The organism is Marinobacter shengliensis (assembly GCF_030297115.1).
GTDB classification, from domain to species: domain Bacteria; phylum Pseudomonadota; class Gammaproteobacteria; order Pseudomonadales; family Oleiphilaceae; genus Marinobacter; species Marinobacter shengliensis.
Genome location: NZ_AP028062.1, coordinates 156,450 through 170,471, shown reverse-complemented (window position 1 = coordinate 170,471; position 14,022 = coordinate 156,450). Strand labels below are relative to the sequence as shown.

13 protein-coding genes are annotated in these 14,022 nt (G+C 57.7%); 5 read left to right on the top strand and 8 right to left on the bottom strand.

Annotated features, from left to right (window positions below):
- Positions 1-30: 30 nt before the first annotated feature.
- From ectB to QUE75_RS00700, 6 genes are all read right to left on the bottom strand, one after another.
- On the bottom strand, positions 31-1,299 hold the full coding sequence (gene ectB / locus QUE75_RS00725) for a diaminobutyrate--2-oxoglutarate transaminase (RefSeq protein ID WP_061331308.1): 1,269 nt from the start codon (positions 1,297-1,299) through the stop codon (positions 31-33).
- Positions 1,300-1,477: 178 nt separating this feature from the next.
- Entirely contained in the window at positions 1,478-1,993 is a 516-nt protein-coding gene (gene ectA / locus QUE75_RS00720) for a diaminobutyrate acetyltransferase (protein WP_072675768.1), read from the bottom strand.
- Positions 1,994-2,141: 148 nt separating this feature from the next.
- The gene (locus QUE75_RS00715) at positions 2,142-3,098 is read right to left on the bottom strand and encodes a hypothetical protein (RefSeq protein ID WP_230713204.1); all 957 of its coding nucleotides are present in this window, start codon (positions 3,096-3,098) and stop codon (positions 2,142-2,144) included.
- Between the two features lie 21 nt (positions 3,099-3,119).
- A complete protein-coding gene (locus QUE75_RS00710) occupies positions 3,120-4,523 on the bottom strand; it encodes a sodium:solute symporter family transporter (protein WP_286252974.1) in 1,404 nt (467 codons plus the stop codon).
- 282 nt (positions 4,524-4,805) lie between these two features.
- A complete protein-coding gene (locus tag QUE75_RS00705; protein ID WP_061331317.1) occupies positions 4,806-5,777 on the bottom strand; it encodes a radical SAM protein in 972 nt (323 codons plus the stop codon).
- Positions 5,764-7,956, bottom strand: a complete 2,193-nt coding sequence (locus QUE75_RS00700) for an FAD-dependent oxidoreductase (RefSeq protein WP_286252971.1) — start codon at positions 7,954-7,956, stop codon at positions 5,764-5,766. The genes QUE75_RS00705 and QUE75_RS00700 overlap by 14 nt, the downstream gene beginning before the upstream one ends.
- A 189-nt stretch (positions 7,957-8,145) precedes the next feature.
- On the opposite strand from QUE75_RS00700, the gene QUE75_RS00695 reads away from it, so the two are divergent.
- The 4 genes from QUE75_RS00695 to QUE75_RS00675 all read left to right on the top strand — a co-directional run bounded on the left by QUE75_RS00695 (position 8,146) and on the right by QUE75_RS00675 (position 10,669).
- Entirely contained in the window at positions 8,146-8,766 is a 621-nt protein-coding gene (locus QUE75_RS00695; protein WP_286252969.1) for an RNA polymerase sigma factor, read from the top strand.
- Positions 8,760-9,035, top strand: a complete 276-nt coding sequence (locus tag QUE75_RS00690) for a zf-HC2 domain-containing protein (protein ID WP_138437331.1) — start codon at positions 8,760-8,762, stop codon at positions 9,033-9,035. Before QUE75_RS00695 ends, QUE75_RS00690 begins: the two co-directional genes overlap by 7 nt.
- Before the next feature lie 95 nt (positions 9,036-9,130).
- Positions 9,131-9,802: a TVP38/TMEM64 family protein gene (locus QUE75_RS00685; RefSeq protein WP_286252965.1), complete on the top strand. Its 672-nt coding sequence runs from the start codon at positions 9,131-9,133 to the stop codon at positions 9,800-9,802.
- A 261-nt stretch (positions 9,803-10,063) separates the two neighbouring features.
- Positions 10,064-10,669 (top strand): TetR/AcrR family transcriptional regulator, encoded by a 606-nt coding sequence (locus QUE75_RS00675; RefSeq protein WP_138437333.1) that lies wholly within the window; start codon positions 10,064-10,066, stop codon positions 10,667-10,669.
- Positions 10,670-10,727: 58 nt separating this feature from the next.
- On the opposite strand, the gene QUE75_RS00670 is transcribed toward QUE75_RS00675, so the two are convergent.
- Entirely contained in the window at positions 10,728-11,579 is an 852-nt protein-coding gene (locus QUE75_RS00670; RefSeq protein ID WP_072678081.1) for a UDP-2,3-diacylglucosamine diphosphatase, read from the bottom strand.
- 135 nt (positions 11,580-11,714) lie between these two features.
- Entirely contained in the window at positions 11,715-12,338 is a 624-nt protein-coding gene (locus QUE75_RS00665) for a YbhB/YbcL family Raf kinase inhibitor-like protein (RefSeq protein WP_286252959.1), read from the bottom strand.
- A gap of 327 nt (positions 12,339-12,665) precedes the next feature.
- On the opposite strand from QUE75_RS00665, the gene QUE75_RS00660 reads away from it, so the two are divergent.
- Positions 12,666-13,976, top strand: coding sequence for an NAD(P)/FAD-dependent oxidoreductase (locus tag QUE75_RS00660; protein WP_286252957.1), 1,311 nt, complete (start codon positions 12,666-12,668; stop codon positions 13,974-13,976).
- Positions 13,977-14,022: the final 46 nt, after the last annotated feature.

Below are 14,022 nucleotides of genomic sequence, written 5' to 3'. Positions count from 1 at the left end.
GCGGAATGAATGGTCTGGATGACGGGCGCCTTACGACGCCTCGCTGACACCTTCCTGCATGATTTCATCAACCGACTCGGCCAGCAGGCTGGCTCCCAGGCGCAAGTCCTCCTCGCTGGTGGTCAGCGGCATCAGGCACTTGATGACTTCGTCGTTCGGACCACTGGTCTCGATGATCAGGCCCTTCTGGAAAGCACGCTTGGTAATGGCACCGGTGATGTCCGCATGGGTCGCTTCAATGCCACGCATCAGGCCCCGGCCCTTCATCTTGAACTCACTCGGGTACTTGTCGCAGATCGCTTGCAGGGCGTCTCCCAGCACCTTGGTCTTGGCCTTCACTTCGTTAGCGAAACTGTCGTCTTTCCAGTAGGTTTCTACCGCGGCACGGGCCGTGACAAACGCCATGTTGTTACCACGGAAGGTACCGTTGTGCTCACCGGATTCCCAAACATCCAGCTCCGGCTTGAACAGCACCAGCGCCATCGGCAGACCATAACCGGACAGCGACTTGGACACGGTCACAATGTCCGGCTTGATGCCGGCAAATTCAAAGCTGAAGAACTCGCCGGTACGGCCGTTGCCCGCCTGGATGTCATCCAGAATCAGCAGGATATCGTGCTTCTTACACAGGTCAGACAGGCCTTTGAGCCATTCGGCACGGGCTGCGTTAAGACCGCCCTCGCCTTGAACCGCCTCGACAATCACTGCCGCCGGCAATTCAACACCGGAAGAGCTGTCGGACAGCACCTTGTCCATGATCATCAGGGTGTCGATGTCTTCACCGAGGTAACCATCGTAAAACTGGAAATCAACGCTGCCCAGCGGTGTGCCGACACCACCACGGTGGTGCTTGTTACCGGTTGCAGCAACCGCACCCATGGTGACACCGTGGAAACCGTTGGTGAACGAGATAATACCGGTGCGGCCTTTGACCTTACGGGCCAGCTTCATGGCCGCTTCCACACAGTTGGTGCCCGTGGGGCCAGTGAACTGCATCTTGTAGTCCAGGCCGCGGGGATCCAGGATGTACTTCTTATAGGCTTCCATGAAGTCATGCTTGGCGGTGGTAAACATATCCAGGCCCTGGCTCACGCCGTCCGCTTCGATGTACTCAAGCAGCGCTTTTTTCAGAATATCGTTGTTGTGGCCGTAGTTCAGGGAACCGGCACCGGCCAGGAAGTCCAGGTACTGTTTGCCGTCTTCGGTGTACAGGTGCGCGTTCTTGGCACGGTTAAAAATCACCGGGAAGGCACGGGAATAAACGCGTACTTCAGATTCAGTGGACTTAAAAATTTCCATTGTCTTGCCTCTTAGCATGTCAGGTTCGAGGTAATTGCGCGGGGAGCCTGCTGGTAATACGTGTCGGTCGCAACAAGCCCGCCGTGCGTTGATGTCAGCCCTTTGGCAGGCCCACCTCGGGTGGCCCGCCGGCTGTTTCTAGTCGCTATCGGCGATTCACATTGGTGAATCAGGGCACTCAGACAGGCTTCGTGAAGGGCCCGATGCGCAGCAGGAACTCGGAGTCGTGCTTGCCGCCAAAGTGGGTCTCTTTCTCGAAGTGCTCGTGATAGGTGAGCTCGGCTCCCAGATCACGTGCAAAAGAGCGGAACAGCGCCCAGGACGCCTCGTTGTCTTCGGTAATCGTGGTTTCCAGATGCGTGACATTCTTGCACGCTTCGCGACCCACAATTTCCTTCAGCATCCGCTTGGCGAGGCCCTGTCCACGGCCTTTTTCGTGAACCGCCACCTGCCAGACAAACACGGTCTCGGGCTGTTGGGGAGGGATGTATCCGGAGATAAAGCCGACCAGATCGCCTTCCTTCTCCGCGGCCACGCCGGTTTCGGCAAAGTGGCTGCACTGCAACAGGTTGCAGTAAATCGAGTTGGGGTCCAGCGGCGGGCATTCCGCTACCAGCTGGTGGAGCCTGTAGCCATCATCCTTGGTAGGTTTGCGCAAGGCGATGGCGGTGGTATTCGATCCTTCTGATGTCATAACGTGATCAATTCGCTTCAAAAGTTAGAGTTGAATTATATAGACCACAAAATATATTTCAAGTCGCCCCCCAACAGCCACCAAGAACTACCGGGGTTCGATTCTTTCAGAATAGACCGAATTGAAGCATTCGCCAGTGACAGACTGGTTACGGAATGGAAGGAAAAACCACATTGCCAGGATCCAGACTGGTTCCACCCACCAGGCGGCTCCGATAAGACACTGCCGCAGGCGAGCCTTCCGGCCACAGCCGGTCAAACTGTGACAGCCAGGCATTCACATCGTAAGCCACAGGCATCAGGGAAACGTGCAAACCGGGCCGCGCCAAGCCCGCCACAGGCTCAGAGAAGGGGCTCGTAAAGCCAATACGGGTAATCAAACCGCGTGGGTCAGAGCGCAGGTTACCCATCCCCGCCGCGCCGTTATTGGTCACCAGGCAAGGGCGCCCATCCACTTCTCCAGACCAGAGAACCGGCAGGCAGGTGTGAGTGCACGCGATCACATCGGCACCGGTGGTGCGAAACCAACTGACCAACTGCCGGTCGTTACCGGCGGTGAATGCTTCATGCGACAACCCCCAGCCCGCCAGCGACTCAGGGTCACCATGCAACACCAAAATCTTTAGGCCTCCAAAGATCAAGCAGCGGTATCTTGGTAATAGCGAGAGTTTCTTTTGGATATCGGGGTGTTGGTCCGCCAGCGCCTGCAGGCGTTCCATCATCTGGTTCGAACGCGCCACCACACCTTGATCCACGTACTCCGGGTAGGCACAACCACAGCCCGCTCCGGCATTGGGAAGCGATAGCTCATAATCTACATTGCCGAGAACCGCGGTATGGTCCAGAACCCGGCTGTTGATCTCCCGGAACAAGGTGTCGTCGGCGTTGAACCAGTTAAAATCGCCATTGAACACCAGTTTGACCCGGTGACCATGGCGCTCCTCCGCCTGCGCCATGGCTTCGATTTCGTCCAGGGCAAAGGGGTTGCCGTACAGCCCGCCGACGATATACAGCACACTCTCAGAGGCATGGGAGGGCTCCCCGCAAAGCGCTTCCGGCCGGTAGCGGTAAGCCAGCGGGCAGCTGCGCCCTTCTGTGTCAGCCATTGCCTGATCCCTCCCGTTTTATCACGCGCCCTCAGCAACCACAGACTTTCCGGCCAGGCGCCGCAGCAGCAAAGGCAGGAAGAAACACGCCGTACAGATCAGAAAGCCGTAGGCATTCACACCCAGCAACATGGCGTAGGCACCATCACCAATCGCCCAACTCGATGGAATAAGGCCTACCGCCAGTAGTACACCCAGCCCGAGCCCGGTCCAGAAACTGAGATGAAAGCTCCAGGGCGACCACTGGGTAAAGCCATAGAACAGGAAAACCGGCGCAAGACCCATCACCATGGTACCCGAGATGGTTGTGGCCTTGAGGATATCGGTACCTGCGAACATGGGCAGGTTGCCCAGGAAAGCAAAAATAACCATCACCACCGCGCCCACTCGCATACTCGGCAGTTTGTCCTTGGCGCGGCGAGCCAGACGGGGCAAATCCACCGCCAGGGATTTGGCCAGGGACGTGAACGTGGAATCCAGGGTCGAGCCCGCGGAGGTCATCATCACCACACTCATAAAGAACAACGCCGCCAGACCAAGGGATTGACCGACCGCCGCCGGTGCATTGCCCATTGCTTCAATGCCATTGAGACGCGCATGCACGCCCACCAGACTGAAGATAAACACTGCCACAAAGCCAAGAAGACCCGCCACCACGAAGCTCTTGAGCATGGTCTTTTCCTTGTTCACAAAGCCCCGGTCGGTCAGCACCGGGTCATGGAACGGGTAACTGAACAGCTGCAGCAAAGCCACCAGCAGCAGATCGAAGCCGGCGTTCAGGCGGAACTCGCCGTTGGTCAGCAGCGCGCTGGTATCGTTGGCCGGAATAATCAGGAACAACACCGCCCCGACGAAGAACACGAACACAAAGGCCTGAATCACATCGGTAAAGATCGAAGACCGGAGCCCGCCTTTGAGGCTGTACGCCAGGGTAAAAACGGTAAACAGCATCGCCGCAGCGTAGTATTCCCACTCACCAGGCAGGCCGAAATACCCACCGACCACGGCGGTGTTACTCCAGACTTCGTTATACAACCGGATGAGGATCGCCGCCGAAAACGCCAGCGCTGCGAACCGACCAAATCGGGAGGTCAGGAAATCCTGCAGGCTCCTGGCCCCGGTCTGGGTGCGGATCAGATAGATAACGTAACCCGCCACCGGAATCGACAACCAGTAACTGGCATAGGCCAGGCCACCGACCACGCCATACGCCGCCCCAAGATTGGCGGCGTTGGTCACCGATTTGGCAAAGATCCAGCTGATAAAGATACTCGCCGTGAGCGACCACTGGCCCACCGGATTGCCGTGGTCATCCGCGCCCTTGTAAAACGAATTCGCGTTCTTGCTCTTGGGCGACAGCACGTACATAACCACGCCGTACACCAGCAGAAATCCCCAAAACAGGGAGGCTTCAGTAATGTTCATTTTTTATTCCATTGTTTTGGTGCAGGTCATTGAGCGGTGGAGGGGGTTCCAAAACGAAAATCGTGGATTTTCTAATGGTTTTGGAACCCCCTCCACCGCTCAACGCCCCCGACATCGATAACGGCTTTCCGGTACACCACCGGTATTCAACAAGGCTGTTGGGGTTGGGGGATGCCCTCCAAAACCATTAAAAAATCCACGATTTTTGTTTTGGAGGGCATCCCCCAACCCCAACAGCCGTAACTCCAAAGCTCCAGAACCCCAGAACTCCGAAACAAGACATCAACCGGGCGCCGAACAACTAGCCCCAAACCGGTAACAGGAAAAACACCGGTGATGCCGCAACATAATCCGCTCGTCCATGCTCTCAGCCAGCGTGCCGCCCAAGTCGTACTGCGGGTCATCATCCACCAGCGTGCAGGCATACACCCGAACCTGATCTCCCTTCTTCACCAGCATCCGCGTGTAGGTGCACATGAAGTGGGAACGGGCCTCTTTGGTCGGGTACTTCTCCATGCAAGTCTCGGTAATCTCCGGGCTGCCGTCTTCAGATCCCGGCGTGCCCAGGTCCGGAAACGCGGTAAACGCCAGGTTCTCCGGAATGTTCCACTGACGGAAAATCTCACGGAACGCGGCTTCCACCTCCACCGGGTTTTCGCCGGGGTCGGTCTGCCGGGCGATGGACACCTTGAAACCTTGTTCGATCAGCCATTGGATACCGTCCAGTGCCTGGGCAAAGCTGCCTTCGCCGCGATCTTTGTCGTGCCGTGCGCGATCCGGAAAATCCAGGCTGACCCGGAAGTGAATCGGGTAGGGGTTGTCCAGTAACGGCAACACCTGGTGTTGCCGTTTATGCAGCGGCTCGGTGGCGTTGGTCAGTACAAAACAGGGCCGGTGCTGGCTGGCGTAATCCAGGATATTCACGAAATCCCGGATCACGAACGGCTCTCCGCCGGTGAAGGAGAACTGCTCCACGCCCATGTCGATGGCTTCGTGGATAAACGGTTTCACATCGCTAAGCTTCATGCCCGGAATGCGACCATCGCCGGGGTGTGAACCTTCCAGGCAGAAGGGGCAGGCCAGGTTGCAGGCGGTGCCCGTGTGAATCCACAGCTCCTTGAGCTTGTCCGCGTCGATGTATCCCCGAGGGTCGCCGTTGCGGGTGTGGGTCCAGCTGTCGAATGCCCGGGGTTCCAGCACTTCCACGGCCGGAATGCGTTTACTGCGTGCCGGTCGGGTTTCAGTCAGGGGCATAGGTGCTCCTCAATGCTTTTGTATTTTTGCCACCACGGCGCCAGCCGTGGAGCTTCTCCAGCAGCCTCAGAATGCCTTCGGGCGCGTGGGCCCGCTTCCATTCACCCGCCGCGTACTTGGCTGACTCGTTCCAGGTGGGGTACGGGTGAATGGTGCCCAGAATCTTGTTCAGCCCCAGGCCATGTTTCATCGCCAGCGTGAACTCGGCAAGAATTTCCCCTGCATGGGCACCCACCACCACGGCCCCCAGAATCTTGTCTTTGCCCGGCGGCGTGAGCACCTTGATGAAGCCGTGGTCTTCGCTCTCGGCGATGGCTCTGTCCAGATCGTCCAGGCCATAGCGAGTCACCTCGTAGGCAACCCCTTGCTGCTGAGCCTCCGCTTCACTCAAACCAACCCGGGCCACTTCCGGAGAGGTAAACGTCACCCAGGGCATTACCCGGTAATCCACCTTGAAGCGCTTGAACTGGCCAAACAGACCGTTCACCGCCGCGTACCAGGCCTGATGGGCGGCCGCATGGGTGAACTGGTACGGGCCGGCCACGTCGCCGCAGGCAAACACGTTGGGATAACGCAAGCTCATGTCGTCTTCCACCGGCACGGTTCCGTTCGGCAAGGTGTCCACGCCAATCGCTTCCAGGTTCAGGCCGGAGGTATTCGCCGCGCGCCCCACCGCCACCAAAACCTGATCAAAGGGAATCCGTATCTTCTCGCCTTCATAATCGCAATAGGCGACCTTCTCTCCATCCTCTATACGAAACTCGGCAGCGGAATGTTTCAACCGGACGTCAATTCCGTCGGATTCAAACTGTTTGAGTACCAGCTCTGAGACATCAGCATCTTCTTTTGCCAGCAATCGCTCGCCTTTTTCCACCTGGGTCACATGGCAGCCAAGCCGGGCGAACGCGTGCGCCAGTTCCGAGCCAATGGGGCCACCACCGAGCACGAGCAGGCGTTGCGGTTGCTCCTCCAGTTCCCACAAATTATCGGAGGTCAGCGGCTGCATGTCGTTCAGGCCGGGAATGGGTGGCACGGCAGGCTTGCCGCCGGTGGCGACAATGATGCTGCGGGCAGTGAGACGTTCGGTGCGGCCGTCGTTGTGCTTTACCTCCAGCTCCCAGGGCGACACGAAACTCGCCTCGCCGGAAATGCAGTCCACACCGAGCTTGCGATAGCGTTCCGGGGAATCGTGGGGCTCCACTTTCGCGATGACATCCTTGACCCGGTTCATGATGTTCTTGAACGAGCCTTTCACCGGCACCGCCTCCAGCCCGTAACGATTAGCATGGCGCAAGGTGTCGGCCGCCTTGGCGCTGCGGATCAGGGCTTTGGAGGGCACACAACCGGTGTTCAGGCAGTCACCACCCATTTTGTGCTTCTCGATCAACGCCACTTTGGCTTTTACAGCCGCGGCGATGTAGGCGGAGACCAGTCCGGCCGAACCGCCACCAATCACCAACAGGTTGTAATCGAAATGGTCAGGCTTCTGCCAGCCGGCATACACTTTGCGGCGTCGGATGAACCCCACCACAAACTTGGCGATCAGCGGGAACAGCCCCAGCAGGGCAAAGGACAGCAGCAGGTTGGCCGAAAGAATGTCACCGGTCGACTGGATTTGCCCCAGCTGGGTGCCCGCGTTCACGTACACAAAGGTACCGGGCAACATGGCAATCCAACTCACCAGGGCATAGGTGCGCAGCTTCATGGCGGTCAGACCCATGGCCAGGTTGATCAGGAAGAAGGGGAACACCGGCACCAGGCGCAGGGTGGCCAGATAGAACGCACCGTCTTTCTCGATGCCGCGGTCCATTTTGGCCACCGTTTCCGCGTAGCGCTTACGCAGGGTGTCCCGCATCAGGAATCGGGCAACCAGAAAGGCCAGGGATGCGCCCACGGTCGACGCAATGGAGACCGCCGCCAAACCGTAAAGGTTACCGAAGAAGGCACCACCGGCCAGAGTCATGATGGTGGCTCCGGGCAGAGACAGGGCGGTCACAACCACATAGATAACCGCGTAACCTGAGACGGCCAATACCAGATTCTGGTCAATCCACTGCCCGATGGCACTCTGGTGCGACTGGAGGTTTTCCAGAGTATGAAGTTTGTGGCCGTCGAATCCGAGGAAGATCCCCACGATGGCGGCGATAATCAGAAGAAGTAAAAGCTTGCTGCGATTCATATCCATGCCTGTAAGAATTGAATAAACCAATACGCTGTTATAGCCAAGACACGATCACCGGCTGGATGTTACACAGCCCCTGAACTATTATTTTTGAGCACTCACTACAGAATACCGGAACTTTTACCGATTCCGAAACACTATACAAAGACAAACAGCCATACTGACAGCGACAAGGGACGGAAACCCATGGACACAGCGGCACGCCCGGAACTTGAAACATCACTGATCGACGACCTCAAGCAGGGCGAGCCCAGCGCGTATCGCCGGGCAGTACGTGAATACTCAGCCGGCATGCTCGCCGTGGCCCGGTTTTACCTGGACCACTCCAGCGCGGAAGAGGTTGTCCAGGACTGCTGGGTAACAGTGATAGATGCAATACAGAAATTTGAAGGCCGCTCAGGCCTGAAAACCTGGCTGCACCGCATCGTTGCCAATCGGTGCAAAAACAAACTGCGCTCAAGCAATCGGGAAGTGGCCACGGATTTCTCGGAAAGCCTGGAACCGGAACTGGCTGACCGTTTCAACGCCAAAGGCCATTGGGACCTGCCCCCAAAGCTTCAGTTCCATGAATCAGCCGACAATCTGATGGAAAACGGTGCCCTCAGCGATTGCCTGGACAAACATTTGTCTGCCCTGCCGGAAACTCAGCGCTCAGCCCTGATGCTCTATGAAGCCCACCAGCATAAATCGGATGATGTCTGTAACATTCTGGATGTCAGTGCCTCTAACCTGCGTGTACTGTTACATCGGGCGAGGCAGAGGATCTTTCTCATGGTGGAGACTTTCCAGGAGACCGGCGAATGTTAATGTGCAGGGGCCTGGCCGAAATCGCCAGTGATTACATTGATGGCGAACTCAGCGGCCGTCAGAATCTGACTGTGAAAATGCACCTGATGATGTGCAAGGACTGCCGGACGTTTATTGGCAATTTGAGGGCCAGTAACAACCTACTGAGGGCGCACTCTTCGGGGCGCGCAGACGAGGAATTCCTTCGCCGGATTGATGAGCGGGTTTCCGAGGCTCTCAAGAGTCAACCCACAGGCCCAAATGACTCGAACGACACGCCTCAGTCATAGTGATATCCTGGGTTTCCCTGATACGACACGCTCTTGCTTGAGTAATCAGCCACGTTATCCCAGAGCTAACCCGCCACTTCCTTGAAGGTTGTTCAATGACTCTCAGAATCACAATTCTGGTCGTGGTTCTTGTTGCGCTGGCAGCATCCTGGTGGCTGTTACAGAACCTGGGTATGCCAACGAACCTTTCTCCGGATGTGCTGTCCGCCTGGCTTGGTAGCCAAGGCGCAATCGGTCCTCTACTGCTGATAATGTTGATGATCATCGCGGTGGTGGTGGGCCCCATCCCAACCCTACCTGTCAGCGCAACCTCCGGACTTGCCTTCGGCGTTGTGTGGGGCACAGCGATCGCGGCGACCGGCGCGCTGGTCGGCGCCATGGCGGCCTTCTGGATTGCCCGAAGCCTTGGCCGCGATGCCATCTGCAAACGGTTCCCTGACAACCCCGTGCTGGCTCCGGATGGGTCTCAGCGTTTTCTGACCATCGCAATTCTGCTGACCCGGCTGATTCCTGTATTTTCCTTTGCCCTGATCAGCTATGCCGCCGGCGTTACTGCCATTAAAGCCTGGCGTTTCGCCATCGCGACTCTGCTCGGCATGCTCCCGATGACAGTGGTCTTCGCCGGGCTGGGGAACACCTTTAGGCTAAATCCCATACTGACCGTGCTGGCCGGCGCTGCAATTCTGGCCGCCATGGTATGGTTACCCTGGTCGATCAGCCGACGCCCCGGCTCAAGGCTGGCCCGTTGGCTGCAACTAAATCAATAACGACAAAAGGGTGGGCCCAGCCTCACCATCCCTGACTTCTGGCTGGACTCTCCAGTCTGCGGGCGTAATCAAGGTAGTTCAATTGAAACGGCCATCTACCGGCTTTTTGGCGATGTGATTGATGTAGTTACTCATGATTTTCTGGGACAACGTCATGACCACTTTCAGTACGTGCCGGTTACGGTAGCTCACCTGTTTTTGATCAGTCACTCAAGTTATAATTGAGTGAACATTCAAAGCTCACACGAAGGCGGTGTTGTTATGCCAAGACCTCCAAGCTATGACCGGGATACAGCCCTGGCCAAGGCCGTCAGTCTGTTCTGGCACAAGGGCTATCACGGCAGCTCGATGAAGCAGATCGAACAGGCGCTGGATATGCGCCCGGGCAGCATCTACGCCACGTTTGGCAGTAAAGATGGCCTGTTTTCTGAAGCCCTGGCCAATTACGCAGAGCAGGGCGGAGCCGACCTTTCGGAACACATGGCGAGTTATGACAGCATCGTTGAAGGGTTGCAGGCGTACCTGCGGAAAATCGCCGGCAGTTGCGTAGGCGGTGACTGCACCCCCGCGCGCGCCTGCCTGATCGTGAAAACCCTGCTGGAGGCCAGCAACACCAACCAGACATTGTATTCACAGGCCCAGAGCGTGCTTGCCGCCATTGAAACGTCCTTTGCCGAGCTCCTGGAAAGTGCAAAAAATCAGGGAGAGATTGCCGCCAAGACCGATTGCCGGCGGCTGGCAAGGCTGATTCAAAGCCAGATTATGGGGTTACGCTCTATGGCTGAGCGCAACCTGTCGGCCACTGAGCTGGAACACCTGGGCGACGACATGGCGGCAATTCTAGAGGTCTACAAGGTACAGAACTGAACTCCAGCCAGGTGTCCTCTGCCAAGTTGAAACTCCTTACCCCCCGTTCAATCAGCCGCTAGCGCACGGGGCCGTTCAACTGGTCCAGAAATGCAGCTGGCAGGGCGTCGATCACCGGCCGGGCGTCACCGGCCAGTTCCGGATTGGGGTGTTCCGGTTCCCGGCTCAGGGTCACCGGCGATTCTGACCAGTGCAAAAGCTCCAGCTTGCCGTCGTCCCGCTCAACCAGCGCGGTGCAATGCTCCACCCAGTCGCCATCGTTGCAGTAGAGTCCATCTTCACTGCGAAGAAAGCCTGCCGAGTGGATGTGGCCGCAGATAAAACCATGGTAATGACCTTTCTCTGCAGCCGTCAGCGCCGCCAGCTCGAATCGCCGGATAAAGGTTCTGGCCTTACCGATCCGGCTTTTGATCCAGGCCGCCAGCGACCAGTAAGGCTTGCCTTGAAGCCGACGCAGGGCGTTGAACCAGCGGTTCAGGCGCAGCAACAGGCCGTGGGCGCGGTCTCCCACCAGCAGCATCAGCGGGCTGCAGCGCACCACCTGGTCGAACTGGTCGCCATGGCAGACCAGAAACTGACGACCGTCGGCGGTGGTGTGCACTGCCTTGTATTGCAGCTCTATGCCGGAGAAGGTCTGACCGCAGAAGCGCCGGAAAAACTCGTCGTGATTACCGGGAATGTATACCACCCGGGTACCGGTGGCGGCGAGCTCCAGCAGCTTGTGGATAACCTGCCGATGACTGTCCGGGAAATGGGCCCGGCGCTGCATGGCGATCAGGTCGATAATGTCGCCTACCAGGTACAGCGTCTGGCAGCGAACGTTGTTGAGGAAATCCAGCAGGTAGTCGGCCTGGCAATCGGCCGTTCCCAGATGAACATCGGAAATGAATACGCTGCGATACGCTCGCATGGTGCCTCCCGTGGTGTCAGGCCTGCCTTCGGTTTCCTGTAACAACCTTGGCAAGCTCCGGTGACACCCGGGTGACAATGGCAAGTCAGTTTTATGAAGTCGGGCGAAGAACCGTCCGCCCGGCGACAAACAGCGTCAGCGCAGATCTGGATTGAGAGTGTAGGTGCCGGTCACCCTGGCACTGGCCAGCACATGGCCGGCCATCGCCTGGCGCACATCGTTCCCATCAAACTCACCTTCCAGACCAAGACTGTCCACATCCAGCGCGTGCACTTCAAAATGGTAGTGGTGGATGATCTCGTCGTTCCAGGGCGGGCAGGGGCCGTCATATCCGGCATAGGTGCCCGCCATGTCCGGGTTGCCGGCAAGGAACTGGGTGTAATTATTCACGCCCCGAACGCCCATCGGACCCGGCCCATGGTCCTTGCCCTTGGGCAACACGCCGTCACTGTCTTCGCCTTCCGGGATGCGGCCGATATTGGCGGGAATGTCTGTCAGCAGCCAGTGGAAGAAATCCACCCGGGGCAGGTCGGCGGGCACGGTTTTGCCTTCCTGATTCACATCATCGGCTACGCTGGGCACATCCGGGTCAAACATCATCACCACAAAACTCTTCGTACCCTCCGGTGCCCCAGACCAGACCAACTCGGGGTTTCGGTTGGGGCCAAAGCTCATGTGGTCCTGCTCGCTGAAAACCCCAAAGGCAAACTTCTCTGGAATGGGTTGTCCCTCTTCTACACCACGAACCTCTAGTTTCACGATCGTCTCTCCTGTCGAGCGGCTTTTGATTAATTCAGCCATCGCCGAATGATACGGGACCGGCCGGTGTTCCGGTTTTATCAACCACGTCAGGTCTTTGTCCAGATTAGCAAACTAGCGGCGGAAAACACGGCTTCTGCGCTCAGGTGTAACCCAAAGCACCCGCCAGACAACACTTCTGTCCAATTGTCATCCCGGGCCGTCAACGTTAGTATAACGGTGTTAGCAGCCTACCTTTTGTGTTCACAGGTCAGACTGATCAGAGCAGACAGCCAAGCGTTTTCCCGCGAGAGCGCTTGGCTCTCATCTTCTGAAGGTCTGACTGTTATGGAAAACCTGCATCACATTGTTGTCGTCGGCGGTGGCGCCGGAGGCCTGGAACTGGTCACCAGCCTCGGCAACAAACTCGGCAAAAAAAACAAGGCTCGCATCTCCCTGGTCGACGCCGGCTTGACCCACGTCTGGAAACCTCTGCTGCACGAAGTGGCCTCCGGCTCACTGGACGCCAGTGCCAACGAAATTAATTACCGGGCCCACGCACGGAAACATCACTATGAATTTCAGCTGGGGCGCATGAACGGCCTTGATCGGGCGGCCAAGGAAATCATCATCGCGCCGTTCCTGGACGAAGAGGGCCACGAGGTGGTGCCCGAGCGTCGGATTCAATACGACACCCTGGTGATCGCCGTGGGCAGTACAGCCAACGATTTCGGCACACCCGGCGCCCAGGAACACTGCCTGTTTCTCGACAGCCTCAGGCAAGCAAGGCGATTCCATAACCTGATGCTTAACGCCTTCCTGCGCAAGAACCACGAGGCCAACCAGGGCAAACCCCATACTCTGAACATCAGCATCATCGGCGCTGGCGCCACGGGTGTGGAGCTGGCTGCCGAGCTGCGACTTGCATCCAGGGAATTGCCGGTCTACGGCATGAACCACCTGCAGTCCTCGGATGTTTCCATCAGCGTGATCGAAGCGGCAGACCGGATTTTGCCGGCCCTGCCCGGGCGCCTGTCAGCGGCAGCCACCCGTGAACTGGAACGCCAGAAGGTGAAAGTACTGACCGGGCAGCCAGTCAGCGAAGTGCGTGAAAACAGCCTGGTCATGAAAGACGGCACCGAATTACCATCTGAAATGACCATCTGGGCCGCGGGCATCAAGGCTCCGCCGTTTCTGGCGGAGCTCGGCGGCCTGGAAACCAATCGCAGCAATCAGCTGTTGGTGAAGCAAACCCTCGAAACCACACGGGATACCGACATCTTTGCCTTCGGTGATTGCGCAGCCTGCCCGCAGCCCGATTCCGACCATCCCGTGCCACCACGGGCCCAAGCCGCCCATCAGCAGGCCGATGCCCTGTTCAAGACCCTGTGCAACCGCCTGGAGGGCAAAGATCCAGTGGCCTTTGTCTACAATGACTATGGCTCACTGATCAATTTCAGCCGTTACACGACGGTCGGCAACCTGATGGGCAACCTGTCTGGTCGCAGCATGTACATCGAAGGGAAGGTGGCCAGGTTGTTCTATGTGTCCCTGTACCGGATGCACCAGGTTGCTCTGCACGGGTTCCTGCGCACGGGCATTATCTGGCTGATGGACAAGATCAGCCGAGCGATGCATCCTCGCCTGAAGTTGCATTGAGTTACGACGATTAATAGTAAGCGACACAAGCCTATTGCTCAGGTCA

Coding starts and splice junctions, on each gene's coding strand:
- ectB (WP_061331308.1), bottom strand. CDS start 1,299: ATGGAAATTTTTAAGTCCACTGAATCTGAAGTACGCGTTTATTCCCGT.
- ectA (WP_072675768.1), bottom strand. CDS start 1,993: ATGACATCAGAAGGATCGAATACCACCGCCATCGCCTTGCGCAAACCT.
- QUE75_RS00715 (WP_230713204.1), bottom strand. CDS start 3,098: ATGGCTGACACAGAAGGGCGCAGCTGCCCGCTGGCTTACCGCTACCGG.
- QUE75_RS00710 (WP_286252974.1), bottom strand. CDS start 4,523: ATGAACATTACTGAAGCCTCCCTGTTTTGGGGATTTCTGCTGGTGTAC.
- QUE75_RS00705 (WP_061331317.1), bottom strand. CDS start 5,777: ATGCCCCTGACTGAAACCCGACCGGCACGCAGTAAACGCATTCCGGCC.
- QUE75_RS00700 (WP_286252971.1), bottom strand. CDS start 7,956: ATGAATCGCAGCAAGCTTTTACTTCTTCTGATTATCGCCGCCATCGTG.
- QUE75_RS00695 (WP_286252969.1), top strand. CDS start 8,146: ATGGACACAGCGGCACGCCCGGAACTTGAAACATCACTGATCGACGAC.
- QUE75_RS00690 (WP_138437331.1), top strand. CDS start 8,760: ATGTTAATGTGCAGGGGCCTGGCCGAAATCGCCAGTGATTACATTGAT.
- QUE75_RS00685 (WP_286252965.1), top strand. CDS start 9,131: ATGACTCTCAGAATCACAATTCTGGTCGTGGTTCTTGTTGCGCTGGCA.
- QUE75_RS00675 (WP_138437333.1), top strand. CDS start 10,064: ATGCCAAGACCTCCAAGCTATGACCGGGATACAGCCCTGGCCAAGGCC.
- QUE75_RS00670 (WP_072678081.1), bottom strand. CDS start 11,579: ATGCGAGCGTATCGCAGCGTATTCATTTCCGATGTTCATCTGGGAACG.
- QUE75_RS00660 (WP_286252957.1), top strand. CDS start 12,666: ATGGAAAACCTGCATCACATTGTTGTCGTCGGCGGTGGCGCCGGAGGC.